The organism is Streptomyces sp. NPDC006372, assembly GCF_040612515.1.
Taxonomy (GTDB): domain Bacteria; phylum Actinomycetota; class Actinomycetes; order Streptomycetales; family Streptomycetaceae; genus Streptomyces.
Map to the genome: position 1 here is coordinate 13468 of NZ_JBEXQJ010000016.1, position 20177 is coordinate 33644.

General features: G+C 71.5%; 18 protein-coding genes and 1 pseudogene. 13 read left to right on the forward strand and 6 right to left on the reverse strand.

Features of this window, described 5'->3' with window-relative positions; translation table 11 throughout:
- Positions 1-41 precede the first annotated feature (41 nt).
- The 4 genes from ABZ016_RS23005 to ABZ016_RS23020 all read left to right on the forward strand — a co-directional run bounded on the left by ABZ016_RS23005 (position 42) and on the right by ABZ016_RS23020 (position 8178).
- Positions 42-860 (forward strand): phytanoyl-CoA dioxygenase family protein, encoded by an 819-nt coding sequence (locus ABZ016_RS23005; protein ID WP_356918521.1) that lies wholly within the window; start codon positions 42-44, stop codon positions 858-860.
- Complete coding sequence (locus tag ABZ016_RS23010; protein WP_356918523.1) at positions 857-1114, forward strand: hypothetical protein; 258 nt, start codon at positions 857-859, stop codon at positions 1112-1114. Before ABZ016_RS23005 ends, ABZ016_RS23010 begins: the two co-directional genes overlap by 4 nt.
- Before the next feature lie 245 nt (positions 1115-1359).
- Positions 1360-5634, forward strand: a complete 4275-nt coding sequence (locus tag ABZ016_RS23015) for a HAMP domain-containing protein (RefSeq protein ID WP_356918524.1) — start codon at positions 1360-1362, stop codon at positions 5632-5634.
- A 183-nt stretch (positions 5635-5817) separates the two neighbouring features.
- A complete protein-coding gene (locus tag ABZ016_RS23020; protein ID WP_356918646.1) occupies positions 5818-8178 on the forward strand; it encodes a SpoIIE family protein phosphatase in 2361 nt (786 codons plus the stop codon).
- Here the strand turns inward: ABZ016_RS23020 and ABZ016_RS23025 are convergent.
- Positions 8171-8548 carry a TraR/DksA C4-type zinc finger protein gene (locus ABZ016_RS23025; protein WP_356918525.1) on the reverse strand — a complete coding sequence of 126 codons (378 nt, stop codon included), beginning with the start codon at positions 8546-8548 and terminating at the stop codon, positions 8171-8173. The two genes, ABZ016_RS23020 and ABZ016_RS23025, sit on opposite strands and share 8 nt — an antisense overlap.
- 12 nt (positions 8549-8560) lie before the next feature.
- Positions 8561-8881: a TraR/DksA C4-type zinc finger protein gene (locus ABZ016_RS23030; RefSeq protein ID WP_356918526.1), complete on the reverse strand. Its 321-nt coding sequence runs from the start codon at positions 8879-8881 to the stop codon at positions 8561-8563.
- Positions 8882-9088: 207 nt separating this feature from the next.
- Between ABZ016_RS23030 and ABZ016_RS23035 the strand changes: the two genes are divergently transcribed.
- The 4 genes from ABZ016_RS23035 to secD all read left to right on the forward strand — a co-directional run bounded on the left by ABZ016_RS23035 (position 9089) and on the right by secD (position 13411).
- Positions 9089-10042 (forward strand): sensor histidine kinase, encoded by a 954-nt coding sequence (locus tag ABZ016_RS23035; protein ID WP_356918527.1) that lies wholly within the window; start codon positions 9089-9091, stop codon positions 10040-10042.
- The gene (locus tag ABZ016_RS23040; RefSeq protein ID WP_356918528.1) at positions 10039-10704 is read left to right on the forward strand and encodes a response regulator transcription factor; all 666 of its coding nucleotides are present in this window, start codon (positions 10039-10041) and stop codon (positions 10702-10704) included. Before ABZ016_RS23035 ends, ABZ016_RS23040 begins: the two co-directional genes overlap by 4 nt.
- A gap of 29 nt (positions 10705-10733) precedes the next feature.
- A complete protein-coding gene (locus tag ABZ016_RS23045; RefSeq protein ID WP_356918529.1) occupies positions 10734-11099 on the forward strand; it encodes a hypothetical protein in 366 nt (121 codons plus the stop codon).
- A gap of 77 nt (positions 11100-11176) precedes the next feature.
- Positions 11177-13411 (forward strand): protein translocase subunit SecD, encoded by a 2235-nt coding sequence (gene secD / locus ABZ016_RS23050; protein WP_356918530.1) that lies wholly within the window; start codon positions 11177-11179, stop codon positions 13409-13411.
- A 130-nt stretch (positions 13412-13541) separates the two neighbouring features.
- Here secD and ABZ016_RS23055 read toward each other — a convergent pair whose 3' ends face one another.
- Positions 13542-13991 (reverse strand): spore-associated protein, encoded by a 450-nt coding sequence (locus tag ABZ016_RS23055; protein WP_356918531.1) that lies wholly within the window; start codon positions 13989-13991, stop codon positions 13542-13544.
- Between the two features lie 354 nt (positions 13992-14345).
- Between ABZ016_RS23055 and ABZ016_RS23060 the strand changes: the two genes are divergently transcribed.
- The 4 genes and pseudogenes from ABZ016_RS23060 (at position 14346) to ABZ016_RS23075 (ending at position 17232) form a co-directional block, all read left to right on the forward strand.
- Complete coding sequence (locus ABZ016_RS23060) at positions 14346-15266, forward strand: hypothetical protein (protein WP_356918532.1); 921 nt, start codon at positions 14346-14348, stop codon at positions 15264-15266.
- An 85-nt stretch (positions 15267-15351) separates the two neighbouring features.
- Positions 15352-16110 (forward strand): class I SAM-dependent methyltransferase, encoded by a 759-nt coding sequence (locus ABZ016_RS23065; protein WP_356918533.1) that lies wholly within the window; start codon positions 15352-15354, stop codon positions 16108-16110.
- An 88-nt stretch (positions 16111-16198) separates the two neighbouring features.
- A pseudogene (locus ABZ016_RS23070) lies at positions 16199-16490 on the forward strand (serine/threonine protein kinase); the annotation flags it as partial.
- A 292-nt stretch (positions 16491-16782) separates the two neighbouring features.
- Positions 16783-17232: a hypothetical protein gene (locus ABZ016_RS23075; RefSeq protein ID WP_356918534.1), complete on the forward strand. Its 450-nt coding sequence runs from the start codon at positions 16783-16785 to the stop codon at positions 17230-17232.
- A gap of 65 nt (positions 17233-17297) precedes the next feature.
- Here ABZ016_RS23075 and ABZ016_RS23080 read toward each other — a convergent pair whose 3' ends face one another.
- Positions 17298-17675, reverse strand: coding sequence for a peptidase M23 (locus ABZ016_RS23080; protein WP_356918535.1), 378 nt, complete (start codon positions 17673-17675; stop codon positions 17298-17300).
- Positions 17676-17725: 50 nt separating this feature from the next.
- Positions 17726-18100 carry an SH3 domain-containing protein gene (locus tag ABZ016_RS23085; protein ID WP_356918536.1) on the reverse strand — a complete coding sequence of 125 codons (375 nt, stop codon included), beginning with the start codon at positions 18098-18100 and terminating at the stop codon, positions 17726-17728.
- A 205-nt stretch (positions 18101-18305) separates the two neighbouring features.
- On the opposite strand from ABZ016_RS23085, the gene ABZ016_RS23090 reads away from it, so the two are divergent.
- Entirely contained in the window at positions 18306-19550 is a 1245-nt protein-coding gene (locus ABZ016_RS23090) for a GNAT family N-acetyltransferase (RefSeq protein ID WP_356918537.1), read from the forward strand.
- A 16-nt stretch (positions 19551-19566) separates the two neighbouring features.
- Here ABZ016_RS23090 and ABZ016_RS23095 read toward each other — a convergent pair whose 3' ends face one another.
- Positions 19567-20142: an XRE family transcriptional regulator gene (locus ABZ016_RS23095; protein ID WP_356918538.1), complete on the reverse strand. Its 576-nt coding sequence runs from the start codon at positions 20140-20142 to the stop codon at positions 19567-19569.
- Between the last annotated feature and the right edge of the window lie 35 nt (positions 20143-20177).

Genomic DNA, 20177 nt, shown 5'->3' on the forward strand with positions numbered 1-20177 from the left:
CACCCCACGACACCGAGGCCTTCACGCCCTACGTTCGTCGTATGCCAACCACCGAAAAGCTGCTCACCTCGGTCGAGCTGGCACGCTTCGTCGCGCAGGGGTTCCTGCGTCTGGACGGGGTCGTGCCCCCGGAACTGAACGAGGAGGCCATCGCGACCCTGTCCACCGGGATCCCCGCGGTCCCCTACGGCACTCCGCTCGCCGAGGCCTTCCCGCAGGACACGTTCATCCCTCGCCTGCTCGCCCTCCCCGCGGTGGCCGGCGCCCTGAGAAGTCTGGTGGGACCGGACCCGGCGGTCGACCACCACGCGGTGCACGTACGCGAACCGCACGAGGGCAACGCGCAGGACCTCCACGCGGACGCGATCATCGACGTACGGCCGGACGCCTTCGACGTCCAGCTCATGTACTACCCCCACGAAGTCACCACCGGTATGGGCGGGACGCTGAGCGTGCCCGGCAGCCATCTGCGCCGCGTCAACGAGACCGACATCGGCCGGGTGCAGAACCTGCGCGGGCAGACCCGGCTCACCTGCCCGGCCGGCACCGTCGTCCTGGTGCATCACGGGATCTGGCACGGCGGTCGGCGCAACGACACCGCGCGGCGGCGCTACATGTACAAGATCCGCTTCAACCCGACCGTGCCCCAGGTCCGGCTCTGGGACACCTCCGACCTGTACGACCCCGCCGTCTCCGCGGAGCTCGGTACCACCTTCCCCTGGTACGAGCAGGCCACCGCCCGCCTGGAGATCCACAACCGGGTGCTGCTGTGGCGGGCCCTGACCGGGGACGACACGTTCGACATCGACCACTGGGTCACACGCGTCAGCAACCGGCCCGCCCTGAGGAGCCACGCATGAAGCAGCAGGTCCTTGTGCTCTACCTCGCCTCGTCCGCTCTCGACTCGGACGTCGTGGGATGGTCCCGCTACGACGGCACCGGCCGGGCCCGCCCCACGACCGGGGACAGCGACGAGCCGCCGTACCCGACGGGACTGGCCGCACTGGAAGACGGCTGGCGCCTCTTCCAGGCCTCCCAGCTGCTGCCGCCCCACCCCGGCCACGAGTACGACACCTCTTTCCTCAAGCACGAGTTCTTCTTCGAAAAGCTGTAGTCCGCGCGGCCACGCTGACTTCCTGGGCCGCCGCACCCACGGGCAAGTCGGTCTGCTGCCCTGAGTGGAGAAAGCTGCCTCGGGGCGGAATGTTGCTTTCCGGCAATATTTGCCGGAGTCAATCCCGGGCACCGAGTGGCCATATGATGGAGCTTCTGTGCAGTGGGTGGGGCGGTGTGTCGAACCTCGACGGCGAGGCGGGCGTCCGAGTGAGCGTCGATGAGGCGCGGGGGGAGAGGGAGAGCATGGACAGCGCGGGTACCGCGATCGAGGGTCCGGGTCAGGTACCGGGCGAGCCGGAGCTGCGGCGGTTGCTGGCCGGGCTGACGGCAGTGCGCGACGGGGACTTCGGCACCCGGCTCCCGGAAGAGGCGGGCGGCCTGCTCGGCGAGATCGCCTCCGTGTTCAACGGCATGGTCGACCAGTTGTCGCTGTTCACCTCCGAGGTGACCCGAGTGGCGCGCGAGGTCGGCACCGAGGGCACCCTGGGCGGACAGGCCAAGGTGCCCGGAGTGTCCGGAACCTGGGCCGACCTGACCGACTCGGTCAACGCCATGGCCGGCAACCTGACCACACAGGTCCGTGACATCGCCCAGGTGGCCACCGCGGTCGCCAAGGGCGACCTGTCGCAGAAGATCGACGTGGACGCCCGGGGCGAGATCCTGGAGCTGAAGAACACCATCAACACGATGGTCGACCAGCTGTCGGGCTTCGCGGACGAGGTCACCCGGGTGGCCCGCGAGGTCGGCACCGAGGGGCGGCTCGGCGGCCAGGCCGACGTCAAGGGCGTACGCGGCACCTGGCGTGACCTCACCGACTCGGTGAACTTCATGGCGGGCAACCTGACCGGCCAGGTGCGATCCATCGCCCAGGTGGCCACCGCGGTCGCCAAGGGCGACCTGTCGCAGAAGATCACTGTCGATGCCCGGGGCGAGATCCTGGAGCTGAAGAACACCATCAACACGATGGTCGACCAGCTGTCGGCGTTCGCGGACGAGGTCACCCGGGTGGCCCGCGAGGTCGGCACCGAGGGGCGGCTCGGCGGCCAGGCCGACGTCAAGGGCGTCTCCGGTACCTGGAAGGCGCTGACGGAATCGGTCAACATCATGGCCGACAACCTGACCGCGCAGGTCCGCTCGATCGCCGAGGTGACCACGGCCGTCGCCCAGGGCGATCTGTCGCAGAAGATCCGCGTCGACGCCCGGGGCGAGATCCTGGAGCTGAAGGAGACCATCAACACGATGGTCGACCAGCTGTCGTCCTTCGCCGACGAGGTCACCAGGGTGTCCCGGGAGGTCGGCACCGAGGGCAACCTCGGCGGCCAGGCGCATGTCCGCGGTGTGTCGGGCACCTGGAAGGACCTCACTGACAACGTCAACGTGATGGCCTCCAACCTGACCGGCCAGGTCCGTTCCATCGCCCAGGTCGCCACCGCCGTGGCCCGGGGCGACCTCTCCCAGAAGATCACCGTGGAGGCCAAGGGCGAGGTGGCCGCCCTGGCGGGAACCATCAACACGATGGTCGACACCCTGTCCGCCTTCGCCGACGAGGTGACCCGCGTGGCCCGCGAGGTCGGCACCGAGGGACGCCTCGGCGGCCAGGCCCACGTGCCGAACGTCGCCGGCACGTGGAAGGACCTCACCGACAACGTCAACGTGATGGCCTCCAACCTGACCGGCCAGGTCCGCAACATCGCGCTGGTCACCACGGCCGTCGCCAACGGTGACCTGTCGAAGAAGATCGACGTCGACGCGCGCGGCGAGATCCTGGAGCTCAAGACCACGATCAACACGATGGTGGACCAGCTGTCCTCGTTCGCGGCGGAAGTCACCCGCGTCGCGCGGGAGGTGGGCAGCGAGGGCCGCCTCGGTGGCCAGGCCGAGGTCGAGGGCGTCTCGGGCACCTGGAAGCGGCTCACCGAGAACGTGAACGAGCTGGCGGGCAACCTGACCCGGCAGGTGCGGGCGATCGCCGAGGTGGCCAGCGCCGTCGCCGAGGGCGACCTCACCCGTTCGATCACGGTGGACGCCTCCGGCGAGGTGGCCGAACTCAAGGACAACATCAACGCGATGGTGGAGTCCCTGAGGGAGACGACCCAGGCGAACCAGGAACAGGACTGGCTGAAGTCCAACCTGGCCCGCGTCTCCTCCCTGATGCAGGGCCACCGGGACCTGAACGTCGTCGCCGAGCTCATCATGGACGAGCTGACGCCGCTGGTCTCCGCGCAGTACGGGGCGTTCTACCTGGCCGAGGAGGCCGGTACGGGCGTCGAGCTGCGGCTCATCGGCTCCTACGGCTATCCCGCCGACGGCGACCGGCAGGAACGCATCCCCCTCGGCCACACCCTGATCGGCCAGGCGGCACGCAGCCGCCGCACCATCACGGTGGACGAACTCCCCGCCGACTACGTGACCATCTCCTCCGGGCTCGGCCGCACCACCCCCACCTCACTCGTGGTGCTGCCCATCACCGTCGAGGAACAGGTGCTCGGCGTCATCGAGCTGGCCTCGGTCAGCCGCTTCACCCAGATCCACCAGGACTTCCTGGGCCAGCTGACGGAGACCATCGGCGTCAACGTCAACACCATCCTCGCCAACGCCCGGACCGACGAACTGCTCGGCGAGTCGCAGCGACTCGCCGACGAACTGCGCGTCCGCTCCGAGGAACTGCAGGTCCGCCAGGAAGAACTGCAGCTGTCGAACGCCGAGCTGGAGGAGAAGGCCACCCTGCTGGCGACGCAGAACCGGGACATCGAGGCGAAGAACCTGCAGATCGAGCAGGCCCGCCAGGAGCTGGAGGACCGCGCCAAGCAGCTGTCGTCGGCCTCGAGGTACAAGTCGGAGTTCCTGGCCAACATGAGCCACGAGCTGCGCACGCCCCTGAACAGCCTGCTCATCCTCGCCCAGTTGCTCGCCCAGAACCCCTCCCGCAACCTGACGCCGAAGCAGGTGGAGTACGCGGGCATCATCCACTCCGCGGGCTCGGACCTGCTGCAGCTCATCAACGACATCCTCGACCTGTCGAAGGTCGAGGCGGGGAAGATGGACATCGCCCCCGAACGCGTCCCGTTGCGCCGCCTCCTGGACTACGTCGAGGCCACCTTCCGGCCGATGACCACCCAGAAGGGCCTGACCTTCGCCATCACCAGCGCCCCGGGCGCACCGGCCGACCTGATCACGGACGACGCGCGGCTGCGGCAGGTCCTGCGCAACCTGCTGTCCAACGCCGTGAAGTTCACCGAGCGGGGCGGCGTCACCCTGCTCATCGAGCCGGCGTCCGACGCCGAAGTACCCAAGCCCGTGCACCGCGGCGGCCCCGTGGTGGCCTTCCGGGTCGAGGACACCGGCATCGGCATCCCCGAACAGCAACTGGAGACCATCTTCGGCGCCTTCCAGCAGGCGGACGGCACCACGAGCCGCAAGTACGGCGGAACCGGTCTGGGCCTGTCCATCACCCGGGAGATCGCCCACCTGCTGGGCGGGGCGGTCACCGTGGACAGCACCCCGGGGCAGGGCAGCACCTTCACCCTCTACCTTCCGGTGACCCGGACCGACTTCGAAGACCAGACGGCCGTACCACGGCAGGACGAGCCGCAGCGCGACGCCGGCACGCTGCCGCCGGCCGAGGCACAGCGCCCGGGTACGGCCCCGGCCGCACCGCAGCACAAGCGGCGGTTGCTGGTCGTCGAGGAACGCGTCCGCGGGCTGCTCTCCGTGGTCGCCGAGAGCGCTGTCGCCGACCTGGACCACAGCCGCGCCGTACGGGATCCGCGCGACACCGTGGAGATCGTCACGGCCATGAACGCCCAGGAGGCGGCCTCCGCCCTGGCCGCCGGGCCGTGCCACTGCGTCGTCCTCAGCCTGGACCTGCCCGACGGCGAGGGCCCGCGGCTGCTCGAGGCGGTCGACGGGGACGCAGCGCTGGCCACCGTTCCGCTCCTCGTCCACAACAACCACCGCCCGAGCGCGGCGCAGGAGGCCGCCCTGCAGGCGCGGGCGGAGAACCGGTCGCTGGAGGTGCTGTCCAGCCTGGACGAACTGAAGGAACGGATCACCCTGCACCTGTCCGCCGAACAACCCGGCGACGTGGTGCCGCTCGTTCGGATGGAGGAGAGCCTGAGCGCGGCGCCGGAGGTCGACAGCGCCCTGGCCGGGCACACGGTGCTCGTCGTCGACGACGACGCCCGCAACCTGTTCGCCCTCAGCGGCATCCTCGAACTGCACGGCCTGCGCGTGCTGCACGCGGAGAACGGCCGCAAGGGCATCGACATCCTCACCGCGCACCCCGAGATCCGCCTCGTGCTGATGGACGTGATGATGCCCGAGATGGACGGCTACGCCGCGACCGCCGAGATCAGGAAGATGCCCGAGTACCACGACCTGCCGATCGTCGCGGTCACCGCCAAGGCCATGCCGGGCGACCGGGAGAAGAGCCTGGCGTCCGGCGCGAGCGACTACGTGACCAAACCCGTGGACGCGGGCGACCTCATGGCCTGTGTGCGGCGCTGGTTGTCCTCGTGAGTCCGATACCGGCAGACATCACACCGTCTCCCGCCCGGTGTCCGGGCCAGAAGGAGCTGTGCCCACGTGAGCACCACTGACCTGCCCGGCGAGCCCGACCGGGAAGTCGAGCCGCAACGGCACCTCTCCGGGGCGGAGTTGTCGCCCGCCGCCGCTCCCGCCGGGGACGACGACGTAGCGGCCGTGCGGGCGCCCGGCGGGCCGCTGACGTCTCCGGTCGGCCGGCTGGCCGCCACCGTGGAGCGCCTGCGCCGTGAGGTACAGGCGGCGCAGGCCGCGGCCGACGGGCGCGCCCTGATCGATCTCGCCAAGGGCGTGCTCGTCGAGCGCCTGCGCTGCGGCCCCGCCGAAGCCGCCAGGCAACTCGCCGAACTCACCGCCCAGTCGGAGATGACCCCCCTGGAACTGGCCGCCGACATCATCAACCAGGCGGCACGCGACCGCCTGACCGACGTCGCGGTCGACTTCGTGACGACCGTCCACGGCACCTCACCCACCACGTCACAGACGGCGTCCGCCGCCGTACGGCTGCGGACGGCGGAAAGCGGCGCGCTGGCCGCCGGGGACACCCAGGCGGTCGCCGACTCCCTGCTGCAGCACGCACTGGAACCACTGGGGGCGACCGGAGTCGCGATCTGGGCGGCCGGTGCCGACGGCTCCCTGAGCCTCGCGGGCAGTTCCGGGTTCCCCGCGGGCGAGGCGGGGCGCTGGCGCTATGTGCCGCCGGGGGTGGCGACCGTCGCCCGCACCGCGCTGACCGAGCGCAGGCCGGAGTGGATCGAGTCCCTGGCGGTGGCCGGCCCGCCGTCCATCGGCGGCACCCACTACCCCGACGGGGGAAGGGTGGCCGTCCCCACCGGCGTCGGCGGACGGATCCACGGCGTCCTGGAGATCTGCTGGCCGGGCCCGCTGGCCGCCCAGCCGCCCGCGGTCGTACGCCAGTTGGAGGCCCTCGCGGAACTCTGCGCGCACACCTTGGAGATCCACTCCTCCTCCGCTCACTCGTCGCTCGACGGCCCCGCGGTGACGAACGCGCTGTCGGAACTGGTGGACCTGGCCGACACGCTGCACGACCCCGCGCTGGTGCTCCTTCCCCAGGTGGACGGCTCCGGGCAGCTCACCGACTTCCGCATCCACCACGCCAACCACCGCTTCCGCGACCCCGCGGGGCGCTCCCGCAGCGCCGTCAGCGGCGCGCTGCTGCTGGAGGCGTACCCGATGGCGGCCGACGAGAACGGCCTGTTCCACCACGTGGAGCGGGTCTACGCCACGGGCGAGCCCTTCCGGGCCGGCCGTATGACCCTCACCGCGCTGGTGGACCAGGTGCCGTTGTCGTCCGTCGCCGAGGTCAGCATCACCCGGCACGGTAACAGCGTGCTGCTGATCTGGCGGATCGAGGACGAGGTCGCCCGCCTGGCCAACCTGCTCGAACACGCGCAACGCCTCGGCCGCATCGGGGGTTTCGAGGAGAACTTCGTCACCGGCGAAATCACCTGGAACAGCCAGCTGTTCTCCCTCTACGGACGGGAGGAGACCGCCGGGCCCGTGCCCGTCGAGGAACTGCGATCCCACGCCCACCCGGACGACGCCGTCACCATCGGCCGCTTCCTGCGGACCGTCCTGCACCACCGCAAGCCGGCGTCGGCCGCCTTCCGCCTCCAGCGGCCCGACGGGGTGACCCGGTACATGCGCGTGGTGGCCGAACCGGTCGTGGACGTCGACGAGAGCCTGCTCGCGGTGCGCGGCGCCTACCAGGACGTGTCGGCCCAGCACTGGACGGAGGTCGCCCTCGCCGCCACCCGCGACCAGCTCGCCTACTCCGAACAGCAGGCCGCTGAGCGCAACCGGCTGACCCTGCAACTGCAACAGGCCATCATGCCGGTCACGGCTGCTCCCCTGGACGCGCCGGGGCTGCGCACGGCCGTGCGCTACCGGCCCGCCGAGACCGATCACCTGGTGGGCGGCGACTGGTACGACGCCGTGGTCCTGCCCTCGAAGCACATCCTGCTGAGCGTGGGAGACGTCGCCGGACACGGCATCGAGGCGGCCACCAGCATGGTCGTGCTGCGCAACGCCCTGCGCGGACTGGCCGTCACCGGAGCGGGCCCGGCCCAGCTGCTGTCCTGGCTGAACAACGTCGCCCACCACCTCTCGGACTCGGTGACGGCCACCGCGGTCTGCGCGCTGTACGACCCCTCGCGCCGCGTTCTGCGCTGGGCGCGCGCCGGGCACCTGCCGCCGGTGCTGGTGCGAGAGGGGCAGGCGACGACCATGCCGCTGCTCAAGGGGCTGCTGCTCGGAGCGGTCTCGGACGTCACCTACGAGGAGGCGGACATGCAGCTGGAACTGGGCGACACCCTGCTGATGTACACCGACGGACTGGTGGAGCGCAGGGACCGCTCGATGGAGGAGTCCCTGAACCACCTCCTGGTGACCGCGAGCGCCACGAAGGCCACCCTCGACCAGCGGCTCGACCACCTGCTCACCTACAGCAAGTCCGACACCGACGACGACACCTGCATCATCAGCATCGAAGTCATGTGAGCGGTCCGCTCTGCCTGACGTGCTGGCAGCGCGCGCAGTAGCGGGCCTGCGGCACGATCATCAGCCGTGCGCGGTCGATGGGGCCGCGGCACAGCTCGCAGGCGCCGTAGCGCCCCTGGTCCATGCGGGTCAGGGCGGCTTCGACGTCCACGAGGACCATGCGGGCCGAGGCGGCGAGCTGGACCCGGACCTCGGTCTGGGAGGTGGCCTGCCGGTCGAGCAGCGCCTGGGCGCGGGGTGCCGCTGCGGCCGCCAGCTGCTGGAGCTGTTCCTGGCGGAACAGGCGCTGCTCGTGCAGGTTCTCCCGCAGCGCGGCGAGGTCCTCGGCCGACAGTGCCGCGTCGCGGTCGCCGGTGATCTGGTTCACCACGTCACCCCTCGGTCAGGCGGTGTTGCGCTGGCAGGGCACGCAGAAGCGCGTGTAGGGCAGGATCTCCAGGCGCTCGACGGGGATGCGTGTGGAGCAGCCCTGGCAGACGCCGTAGCTGTGGTCCTGGACGCGGGTGAAGGCGGCGTCGATCTCCTTGAGGACCCGCTCGATCGTGTCCCTCTGCGCCGACATCAGCTGCTCGGTCGCGTCCGGCCCGGCCTCGTCGATGGCCTTCAGCTGGGTCAGCCGGGTGCTGCGCTCGTGTTCCAGGCGCTGGCGGGCCTCGTGTGCCGTGAGGCGGGCGGTCCGGGTCTCGGTGCGGGGTGCGTTCATGTCTTCACCGTGGCCGATGCGCGGGGGAAAACCCATCGGGCGCAATACCCATCTGCGGCCCGGCGCGGGCCCGCGGCGGCGGGGCAGTCAGCGGCGGAAATGGGCATTGGAGCCCATCGACGGGACCGGTGGGAGGCGGGCAGGCTGGGGGCAGGCCGGTCCGCAGTCGCGGCCGCGGCTCATCACGAAGAGGAAGGTGTCGTCCCGGTGTCCCTGTTCTGGCGGATCTTCGCCTTGAACGCGGTGGTGCTGGGGGCCGCGACCGCGCTGTTGCTGTGGGCTCCCGTGACCGTGTCCGTGCCGGTCCTGCTGACGGAGGCGGTCATCCTGGTGGCCGGTCTGGTGGTCATGTTGATCGCCAACGCGGCCCTGCTGCGGATCGGGCTGGCCCCGTTGGCCCGGCTCACGAAGCTGATGACCACCGTCGACCTGCTCCGCCCCGGGCAGCGGCTGCCGGAGCACGGCAGCGGCGGGATCGCCGAGCTGATCCGCACCTTCAACGCCATGCTGGAGCGGCTGGAGCAGGAACGGGCCGCCAGCAGCGCCCGCGTGCTGCTCGCGCAGGAGGCCGAACGGCGCCGCATCGCCCAGGAGCTCCACGACGAGGTCGGCCAGAGCATGACCGCCATCCTGCTCGGGCTGAAGCGGGCCGCGGACGAGGCGGAGGAACCGCTGCGTGGTGAGCTGCACCAGGCCCAGGAGATCACCCGGGAGAGCCTGGACGAGGTGCGCCGCCTGGTGCGCAGACTGCGGCCCGGCGTGCTGGACGACCTCGGTCTGGTCAGCGCCCTGACCTCGCTGACCACCGAGTTCGCCACCCACACCGAACTGCGCCTGGTGCGCCGCTTCGACTCCGGTCTGCCCGCGCTGGACGAGCAGACCGAGCTGGTCCTGTACCGCGTCGCCCAGGAGGCCCTGACCAACGCGGCCCGCCACGCCGAGGCCGGCCGGGTCGAAGTGAGCCTGCGCCACACCGACAGCACGGTCGTGCTGGCCGTCGAGGACGACGGCCGCGGTACCGGGATCGCGCGGGAAGGCGCGGGAATCCGGGGCATGCGCGAGCGCGCCCTGCTCCTCGGGGCCACGCTGGATGTCACCTCCCGGCCGCACACCGGTACGCAGGTGCGGCTGACCGTGCCCGTCCCCAGGAAGCAGTCATGACCACGACCGACACGCACGCGATCCGTATCCTGCTCGCCGACGACCACGCACTGGTGCGGCGCGGGGTGCGGCTCATCCTCGACCGGGAGCCGGATCTTCAGGTCGTCGCCGAGGCCGGGGACGGCGCCGAGGCCATCGCCCTGGCGCGCGGCACGGAGGTCGACCTCGCGGTGCTGGACATCGCCATGCCCCGGATGACCGGCATCCAGGCCGCCCGTGAACTGACCGCGCTCAAGCCGGACCTGCGCGTGCTGATCCTGACCATGCACGACAACGAGCAGTACTTCTTCCAGTCGCTGAAGGCCGGTGCCAGCGGATACGTGCTGAAGTCCGTGGCCGACCGGGACCTGGTCGCCGCCTGCCGGGCCGCCATGCGTGACGAGCCGTTCCTGTACCCCGGTGCCGTCACCGCGCTCATCCGTAACTACCTCGACCGGGTCCGCCACGGCGAGGAGCCGCCCGAGCAGGTCCTCACGCCCCGGGAGGAGGAGGTGCTCAAGCTCGTCGCCGAGGGCCACTCGTCCAAGGAGATCGCCGAGCTGCTCTTCATCAGCATCAAGACCGTCCACCGGCACCGCGCGAACCTGCTGCACAAGCTCGGTCTGCGCGACCGTCTGGAACTCACCCGCTACGCGATCCGGGCCGGCCTCATCGAACCCTGACGCGCTCGTTCCTCGTGAAAGAGACCTGTGTGAAAGAGAGGGCATCCGGTCCAGCAGTGGTGATCGCCGTGCTGATCACCGTCCTCGCCGCCCTGCTGGGCCCCGTGCAGGGCAGTGGTGACCTCAGTGGCCGCACCGCGCCCGCCTCCGTCTCGGCCGGTGGTACGCCGTACGCGGACGACGGGCACTCGGCTGTCGGCACCGTCCTGCTCCGAAGCCCTCGCGATGTCCCCGGCGAGCGGCCGGCACACGCCGCCGCCCTCGATGCACCCTGTGGTCCTTCCGGCCCGGACCCGTCCGCACGCACGCCCCGGCAGGCCGTGAGCCCGCCCGCCCCGTCGCACCCGGCTGACCGTCCCCCGGGCCGGGCACCCCCTTCACCTCCAGGCACCTGAGCACCCCTCCCTTCCCCCTCTCCTTCCTTTGACCGCGGCCACTTCCCTGGCCGCGGTGTGCCTGCCGGAGGCCCGCCTTGACCCGCGCCCTGCGCATCCGAGCGCTGCTCGCCCTCGCCGCTGTCGCCCTCGCGCTGTACGTCGCCCTCACCGTGCCCGTCCACCTCGGACTCGATCTGCGCGGCGGCACCCAGATCGTGCTGGAGACCCGCCCCACCGACCCCGCCGACGCCGGCGCCGAGGCCACCGACCGCACCCTGGAGGTGCTGCGCGGACGGGTCGACGCGCTCGGCGTCGCCGAACCCACCCTCGCCCGGTCCGGCAGCGACCGCATCGTCGTCGAACTGCCCGGTGTGCAGGAGCCGGCCGAGGCCGCCGATGTGCTCGGCCGCACCGCCCGGCTCACCTTCCACCAGGTCGTCGCAACCGCCGGCGCCACCGGCGACACCGCCGAACCGCTGCCGAAACGGCCCGGTGAGCAGGTGCTGTCCGACGAGTCCGGCCGGCACCTGCGTCTGGGGGCGGCCTCGCTGACCGGCAAGGACGTCAAGGAGGCCGCCGCCCGGTTCGACCAGCAGGGCGGCGCCGGATGGCAGGTCGCCGTCGACTTCGCGGGATCCGGCCGCGACGGCTGGGCCCGTCTGACCGGCCGGGCCGCCTGCCAACCGATGGGGGACCCGGCCCGGCGGGTCGCCATCGTCCTGGACGACAAGATCATCTCGTCGCCTCAGGTCGACCCGGCGGTGGGCTGCGGCTCCGGCATCAGCGGCGGCTCCACACAGATCACCGGATCCTTCGACGCCGCAGAAGCCGAGCAGCTGGCCCTGCTCATCAACGGTGGCGCCCTGCCCGTACCCGTGGAAACGGTGGAGCAGCGCACCGTCGGCCCCACGCTGGGCGCCGAGGCCATCACGGCGAGCGCCCGCGCCGCCGCCGTGGGCACCGCAATCACCGCGCTGTTCATCATCGTGGTCTACCGGCTCATGGGTGCTCTGGCAGCCGTGGCACTGGCTTGCTACGGCCTGATCTCCTACGCCGCGCTGGCCGCTCTCGGCGCCACCCTCACCCTGCCGGGTCTCGCCGGTTTCGTGCTGGCCATCGGGATGGCCGTGGACGCCAACGTCCTCGTCTTCGAACGGGCCCGCGAAGTGTACGCCGCCCGTGACCGGCCCAGCCCGCGCTCCTCGCTGACGGCGGGGTTCCGCGGCGCCCTGAGCGCGATCGCCGACTCCAACATCACCACCCTCATCGCCGCCGGCCTGCTGTTCCTCCTCGCCTCCGGCCCCGTACGCGGCTTCGGCGTCACCCTGGGCATCGGCGTCCTCGCGTCCATGCTCAGCGCCCTGGTCATCACCCGCGCACTCGCCGACCTCGCCGCCTCGCGGCGCCGGCTGCGCACGCGGCCCCGTCTGACGGGCATCGCCCACACCGGTGCCCTCCGCGACCGCCTCACGCGAGCTGGCCTCCGTCCGATGCGCCGGCCCAGGCGCTGGCTGGCCGTCTCCGCCACGGTCCTGGTGCTGGCGGCCTCCGGGATCGCCGTGCGCGGCCTGGGCTTCGGCGTCGAGTTCACCGGGGGCCGCCTCATCGAGTACACCACCGGCACCCCCGTCGACCCCGACCGTGCCCGCGGCGCCCTCGCCGACGCCGGCTTCCCCCGCGCCGTCGTCCAGAGCTCCGGCGAGGACCGGCTCACCGTCCGCACCGACCGGCTGACCGACGCGCAGGCGGCCACCGTCACCAGGACCGTCACCAGCCTGACCGGCCACGCCGACAAGCTTCGCGACGAGGCCATCGGCCCCAGCCTCGGCAAGGAGCTGCGCCGGAGCGCCCTCGTCGCGCTCGCCGTCGCCCTCGGAGCGCAACTGCTCTACCTCGCGGCACGTTTCCGCTGGCTGTTCGGCACCTCGGCGGTGGCCGCACTCGCCCACGACGTGGTGGTCCTCGTCGGCGTCTTCGCCTGGCTCGGCAAACCGATCGACGGCGTCTTCCTCGCCGCGCTGCTGACCGTCATCGGCTACTCGGTGAACGACTCCGTCGTCGTGTTCGACCGCGTCAGGGAACTGCGCCGACGCGACCGCACGGCACCCTTCGCGACCGTCGCCGACCGCGCACTGCTGCAGACCCTGCCCCGCACGGTCAACACCGGGATGGGCGCCGCCTTCATCCTCACCGCCCTGGCCGTACTCGGCGGCGACACCCTCAGCGACTTCGCTCTCGCCCTGCTCATCGGCCTCGGCGTCGGCACCTACTCCTCGATGTTCACCGCGACGCCGCTCGCCGTCGAACTCCACGGACGCACGGCGAGGTGAGGTGACGAAGAGACGCGGCGTGGCGTGAGACGCGGCACCGGGCCACCGCCTTCCCCCGCGACGGCGGCGGGAGGGCGATGGCCCGGCAGGGGGGGTGTTTCAGGGTGTTTCAGGGTGTTTCAGAGCCGGGTCAGCGCGTGAACGTGACCCGCTGTTCCTTCAGGGCGGCACAGTTGGAGCCGTACACCTGCACGTACACGTTGTTGATGCTGCCGCCCCAGTCCACGCAGTGGCCCTTGCCGTAGACGTAGGTCGGTCCGGCGTACGAGGTGTAGCTCCCCTCGTCCGAGTCCCCCAGCTCGGTGTCGGGGACGTAGATCCACGCGGACATCTGCCGGGCGGTGCCCGGGTTGTTGCGGATGGTCGCGACGCAGTTCTTGCCGTTGGAGGCGTTGTACGTCAGGTACACGGTGCCCTGCGTGCCGACGGCTGCGGAGTTCACGGTCTTGTACGCGCTTCCGCAGACCTTCTGCGGAGTGGTGTTGGGCGCGGCGGACGCGGGCGACGCCATGGCGGTCATGGTCCCCACCGACAGGGCGGCCACGGCGGACGCGGCCAGGACGGAACGGGTGAATCTCATATTTCCCCCTTGCAACTCTTCGAGGTGGTTGCTCCTGCATGGTGTGACCCGCGGGTGGTCCAAAGGGTTGTGCGTCAGTTCGCAGGAAAATCAGGGGAGTTGACGGAGTGCGGGCGAGGCGCCGGGTGGGCGGGGGCCGTCCGCGGCAGCGCGCGAGGATGCCCAGACAGCGCCGCTTTTACTCAGGAGTCACTTATGGCACACGCGAGTTCCAGAGGATCTGCTCAGGGGTGTCACACGGGCTGCACATTCCCCTTCCAAAGTCTCGTTAGCGTTACGGCTCGATCCCACGTGCGAAAGTGACCAGGCCGCGGCCGGCGAGCCGCCGGCACGGCCAGATCGGGAAGACCACACATGGACTACTGCTCCTCGTGCCGTCGGCACCTCAACGGCGCCTTGGTCTGCCCGGGGTGCGGCGCCTACGCCCCGGACATCGACCCGTCCGCCGCCGACGGCCGTAACGGCCCTGTCGCCCCGGGTGCCCGGCGTGACGAGAACGTGTGGGACGACCGCAGCGTCTGGGACGAGAACCGGGCCGGCCCGCGGGAGCTCCGTCTCGCGTACACCGGGTCGTCCGCCGGCCCCGGGGCTCCGGACACGGATCCGTCGGACGGCCACGGGGCCGCGGACACCGCCGCGCCGGCGACCACTGGCTACGAGGCCCCGCAGCAGGGGCGTGCCGCGCGACGCCGGCAGATGGCCCGCTGGAAGAAGAACCAGCGCCGGGCCGTGGTGGCGACCGCCGTCGCGCTCGTCGGCGGAGGCCTGACCGTCGCCGCCATGAACGGCAACTCCACGCACGGCGTGCAGGCGGCCACGGCGCCGGAGGACACGACCATGGGGGGCGCCAACGGGGAGGCGCCGACGTACACCGAACCGACATCGAGCCGGCAGGACACCCCGCGGTCCTCGCCCACGCCCACCACCCCGCCGCACGCCGACCGCGCCTCGCACCGCGAGCAGCCCCGGGAAGCCGCTCCCCGCACCACACCGGCGGCCCCGCACACGGACGCGGCGGCCACGCCCCGCGAGCTGCCGCGGACGACGCAGCCGAAAACCTCCGTGCCGAGCACCGCCGACACGGTCACCGGCACCGCCGGCGAGTCCGCGTCGAAGGCGACCGAGCGGACGACGCCGCCCGCCGCCGACGACGGCGCGGACGCACGGCAGCCGGCGTCGCCCGCGACGCCCCCGCCCGCGACGAGCCCCGCTCCGTCCGCGACGTCTCCCTCGAACTCGAAGGAACTCTGCCTGCTCGTCATCTGCCTGGGCTGAAGGCCGCGGGAGACGACCGGGACGGGCGAGAGCGCCACCGGAAAACCGGTGGCCGCCCACGGCCGCCCTCCGTACCGTCGGCCGCATGGCTGACGAGTGCTTCCGGCATCCGCGGCTCGCCGCGGTCTACGACCCGCTCGACCCCGACCGCGTCGACCTCGACCCGTATCTGCGCATGGCGGAGGAGTCCGGGGCGCGCCGGGTGCTCGACATCGGCTGCGGCACCGGGGTGCTCGCGCTGAAGCTGGCGGAACGGGGCATCGAGTCCGTCGGCGTCGATCCCGCCGAGGCGTCCCTGCGCGTGGCCCGGGGCAAACCGGGCGGCGAGCGGGTGCGGTGGATCCACGGCGACGCGACGACCCTCCCGCCGCTGTCCGCCGACCTCGCGACCATGACCGGCAACGCCGCCCAGGAGATCGTCGATTCCGAGGAGTGGCGGAGGACCCTGCGCGGGGCCCGTGCGGCGCTGCGCCCCGGCGGCCGGCTGGTGTTCGAGACCAGGGTTCCGGGCCGCCGTGCCTGGGAGGAGTGGAACCGCGAGGCCACCTACGCCGTGACGGACGTGCCGGGCGTCGGCGCGGTCGAGTACTGGGTCGACCTGCTCGACGTGAACGGACCACTGGTGAGGTTCCGTCAGAGCTATGTGTTCGTCGCGGACGGGCAGACGCTGACCTCGACGTCGACACTGCGGTTCCGCGAGCGTCAGGAGGTCGAGGCGGAACTGCGCGCGCAGGGCTACGCGGTGGAGGACGTGCGTGACGCCCCGGACCGGCCGGGCCGGGAGTTCGTGTTCGTCGCCAGGCGGGTGGAAACAGTCGCCGGCCGTGGGAAAACAAGCGCCTGACGCGGGCCTGCCGCCTCCGGGCCGAGCGGAACACGCCCCTACAATCCTCGCGACCAAATCGGGGGGCGTCGGCAGCGGGGGAGTCCGCGTGGAAACGATCATCGTGCAGTTGCCCGGTCCCGCACCGTGGGGTGCGAACGGGGCGGGCAGTCCCGAACTGATCCATCTGGGGCCCGGGGACCTCGCCGACTTCGGCCGCGGTACACCCGGCGACGCAGGGGTGCGTATCGTCCTACTGGCGGCTGTCCAACTTCAGCCGCAGCGTGTCGTACGTGGTGGAGAACCTGGAGGGAGCGGGTGAGTACCTCACCGTCGCCCCCGGGCGCCTCGGCGCGCCGGTGCCCTTCGAGTTCTCACGCGTGGTGCTCCCCGCGCTGTCCGGCACCGCCGCCTTGGCGGGACGCCCGAAGAAGGACCTGTCCGCGCTCGTCGCGGCCGGCTACCGCACCAGCGACCGCACGATCATCGAGGAGGGCGGTGTCCCCGCCCGGGTACGGCCGCACGTGGACAAGGTGCTGCGCTACCTCGCCGCGTACGAGCGCTGACCCCCTGAAGTGGGGCGGCCTGCGTCGATCGACCCTGATAAGTGTCAGGTGTCGCAAGCGCGGTGACGGCTCCTACGGTCGGCACAGCACGACCGGAAACACTCGCCGACGACACGAAAGAGGGCTCATGAGCCGTCGATCGCTCACGACACTGCTGGCCGCCTCAGGCGCCGCCGCTGTGCTGGCGCTTCTCCCGACCTCCGCCCAGGCCGCGCCGTACTCGGGCGGCAACTACGGGGCCTACGGCATGGAGGGGCAGTACCCCACCACCTCCTACTGCACCGGCACGTTCCGGCAGGTCGGGGCCACCAAGTTCGCCGAGGGCATGGCCCTGAAGTACTTCTACTCCGACAAGTGCGGCTCGTTCGCCCGGATCGAGAACTCCCGGGCCAACTGCGCCGCCGTGCTCCAGCGTTCCGACAACGGCGTGGGCCGCGTCGACGGCTGGGTCTCCGAGACCGTCGACTCCGGCCTCAACTACGCCTACACGCAGATGGGCAACAACCTCAACGGCCGTGTCTCGCGCGCCGTGCTCTCCTGTGACGGCCACGACCTGGTCGCGACCGGCTGGTACTGAGCCGGCCGGCGGCGGGCCACCTGAAGTCCGGTGGCCCGCCGCGGGCATGTGGTGAGGACGGTGGGTCAGCAGTCCGGCACTCCGGCGATCTTCACGCCGCCCCGGATGTAGAGGTTGTTCACCCAGGCGATGTCGCTGCCGGCGAACTCCTGCACCGCCGTCCACCAGTTGTTGGTGCCGACCGCCGGGTCGTGCACGGTCTGGCCCTGCTTCTGGCACACGGCGTCCGCCCACCACTGCGAACGGACCGCGAGGCGAGGGGAGTCGGTGGTCGGCTGCTGGCGCAGGTTGACGTTGGTGGCCCAGACGTAGACGTCCGTCAGGGTCGGGTCGCCGCTGTTGGCCGCGGCGGCCGGAGCGGCCTGGGCGGTGGTGGCGAGGCCGCCGACGGCGAGGGCGGTCACGGCCAGGCCCATGGCGGTACGGCTGATCAGTCGCTTCATATGTGTCCCCCGTAGGACGATGGTGTGGTGGGTTGAGGTCGTGTCGGTGGTCAGCAGGTCGCCGAGGCGGGCAGGTCGCCGTACTCGTTGCCCTTGAGGTAGACGGCGCTGACGTACCCCTCGACGAGCTTCACCCACACGTTGTTGGTGTAGCCGTGGTCCCTGATGGTCTCGCCGCGGGTCCAGCAGTAGGCGCCGCGCGGCTGGCCGGCCGTCACGGAACCGACCTTGTCGTACGAACGGGCCGGTCCCGAGCGGACGTTGACGGTCTCGTAGGGCACGACCGCGTACGGCGCGGCCATGACGCGGGCGTTGCCCTCCTCGGCCGCCGAGGACGCGGCGGCGGTCCCCGCGGTGAGCGGGCCGAGCAGAGCGAGCGCCCCGGCGCCGACGAGCGCGGCCCTGGTGAAGAGACGAGTGGTCATGTCGAGATCCCCCTGATGGTGTGGCCGACGCTCAGAACTGTAGGGAGACCTGGGGCTGTGCGGTCCCTGACAATTGTCAGGGTCGTCCGTCGATGCTGCGGCGGTGGGCCAGGCCGTAATTCGCTTGCCATGGCCACGACTGGACGCTGCACTGTGGCCGGACACCACCAGTCGTGGTGCCGTATCCGAGGAGGCAGCAGCAGCGATGGAGATCCGTCCCACGACCGACAAAGACCTCGACGTCTTCGTCGACACGCTCCACGCCGCGTTCGGGCTCTTCCCGGAAACCCCGGTCGAGGGCGGCGGACTCTGGTGGTCGGCCCTCGAAACGGACCGCTGCCTGCTCGCCCTGACGGAGGACGGGCGCCCCGTCGGCACCGCCGCCACCCACTCCTTCGAGCTGACCCTGCCCGGTGGGACCCTCGTCCCGGCCCCCGGGGTGACCGCCGTAGGCGTCCTGCCCTCGCACCGGCGCCAGGGCGTGCTCAGCGCGATGATGCGGCATCAACTCGCCGAGCTGCGGGCCAGTGGAGAGTTCCTTTCCGTGCTGCTGGCCTCCGAGGCCACGATCTACGGCCGGTTCGGCTACGGACCGGCGACCTGCACGGCGCAGCTGACGGTGCCGCGCCACAGGGCCGCGTTCGCCGCTCCCCGGGCGCGCGCAGCGGCCGACGCACCAGCGGCCGACGCATCAGCGGCCGGCTCGGACAACGGCTCGGTCGAGGTGCTGCGTCGGGCCGAGTGCGGCGAGATACTGGAAGAGGTCTACGACCGGTACCGCCGCGCCCAGCCCGGCTCGCTGTCCCGGCCGCACCGCTGGTGGGCCTTGCGCGCGGGGCAGCCCCCGATCTCGCCGGCGCCGCGCTACATCGCCGTCCACCGGGACGCCGACGGTGTTCCGGACGGGTACGCCAGCTACTCGATCGAGTCCGGCACCCTGACGGTCGATGAGACCATCGCCACCGACGACGCCGTCTTCACGGCTCTGGCCCGGTTCGTCCTCGGACACGACCTGGTCACCGAGGTCGTGTTCAAGCACGTCCTGCCCGATCACCCGCTGCGCCGGCAGTTGGCGGACTTCCGCGCCGGTGAGGTGAGCGGCCTCATGGACTGGCTCTGGGTGCGGCTGCTGGACGTCCCGCGTGCGCTGACCGCGCGCGGCTGGTTCATGGACGGCGAGCTCGTCCTGGACATCGACGACCCGTTCCTCGGCGAACACGACCGCTACCTGCTGACCGTCCGGGACGGCAAGGCCGACTGCGTCCCGACGGACCGGGACCCCGACCTGTCCCTGGACATCCGCGACCTGGGCTCCGTCTACCTCGGCGGCACCGCCCCGAGCACGCTCGTGCGGGCCGGACACGTCCGGGCCCACCGTCCCGGCGCAGCCGCCCTCGCTGACGCACTCTTCCGCGCCGAGCGCCCCCCGCACTGTCTGCACTGGTTCTGACCGCCCTCGCGGGCCTCTAGGCGGGGCCGGGCGGAAGGTGGACGGTCATGACCAGGTGACAGGTTCCGTTGCCCGCGCCGCGGTAGGTGTGGGCGGTGTCGCCGTCGAACGTGGCTGTCTGCCCCGCCTCGACCGGGTACTCGGCGCCGTCCACCACGAGCACCATCCGTCCGGCGGTGACGCTGACGGTCTCGGTCACACCGGCCTGATGGGGATGGCTGGGGTACTCCTCACCGGGCTCCAGCGTCCAGCGCCAGACCTCGGTGGCCGCCGGGCCGCCCGTGGTCAGCATGAGCCGGGCCTCGCTGCCGTGCTCTCCCTTCCACAGGGGCATGACGGCGTCGGCGCTCACCACTCGGACGCGCTCTTCGGGGCGGCCCTCCAGCAGGGCGGAGACGGAAACGCCAAGGGTGTCGGCGAGGCGGACCAGGGTCGCGAAGTTCGGGTTGCCCTGGGCCTTCTCCAGTCCGACCAGGGCACCCTTGCTGACCTTGGCGCGGCGGCCGAGTTCGTCCAGGGACAGCCCGGCACGGGTACGGGCCGCGCGGACGTTGTGTGCGAGCGTCCGCAATGCCGCCTCGGTCTCGGCCATCGCTTCGTCCCTCCCTGCAGTGGGTCAGTGCACTG

Coding starts and splice junctions, on each gene's coding strand:
- ABZ016_RS23005 (WP_356918521.1), top strand. CDS start 42: ATGCCAACCACCGAAAAGCTGCTCACCTCGGTCGAGCTGGCACGCTTC.
- ABZ016_RS23010 (WP_356918523.1), top strand. CDS start 857: ATGAAGCAGCAGGTCCTTGTGCTCTACCTCGCCTCGTCCGCTCTCGAC.
- ABZ016_RS23015 (WP_356918524.1), top strand. CDS start 1,360: ATGGACAGCGCGGGTACCGCGATCGAGGGTCCGGGTCAGGTACCGGGC.
- ABZ016_RS23030 (WP_356918526.1), bottom strand. CDS start 8,881: ATGAACGCACCCCGCACCGAGACCCGGACCGCCCGCCTCACGGCACAC.
- ABZ016_RS23040 (WP_356918528.1), top strand. CDS start 10,039: ATGACCACGACCGACACGCACGCGATCCGTATCCTGCTCGCCGACGAC.
- ABZ016_RS23055 (WP_356918531.1), bottom strand. CDS start 13,991: ATGAGATTCACCCGTTCCGTCCTGGCCGCGTCCGCCGTGGCCGCCCTG.
- ABZ016_RS23060 (WP_356918532.1), top strand. CDS start 14,346: ATGGACTACTGCTCCTCGTGCCGTCGGCACCTCAACGGCGCCTTGGTC.
- ABZ016_RS23065 (WP_356918533.1), top strand. CDS start 15,352: ATGGCTGACGAGTGCTTCCGGCATCCGCGGCTCGCCGCGGTCTACGAC.
- ABZ016_RS23075 (WP_356918534.1), top strand. CDS start 16,783: ATGAGCCGTCGATCGCTCACGACACTGCTGGCCGCCTCAGGCGCCGCC.
- ABZ016_RS23080 (WP_356918535.1), bottom strand. CDS start 17,675: ATGAAGCGACTGATCAGCCGTACCGCCATGGGCCTGGCCGTGACCGCC.
- ABZ016_RS23085 (WP_356918536.1), bottom strand. CDS start 18,100: ATGACCACTCGTCTCTTCACCAGGGCCGCGCTCGTCGGCGCCGGGGCG.
- ABZ016_RS23090 (WP_356918537.1), top strand. CDS start 18,306: ATGGAGATCCGTCCCACGACCGACAAAGACCTCGACGTCTTCGTCGAC.
- ABZ016_RS23095 (WP_356918538.1), bottom strand. CDS start 20,142: ATGGCCGAGACCGAGGCGGCATTGCGGACGCTCGCACACAACGTCCGC.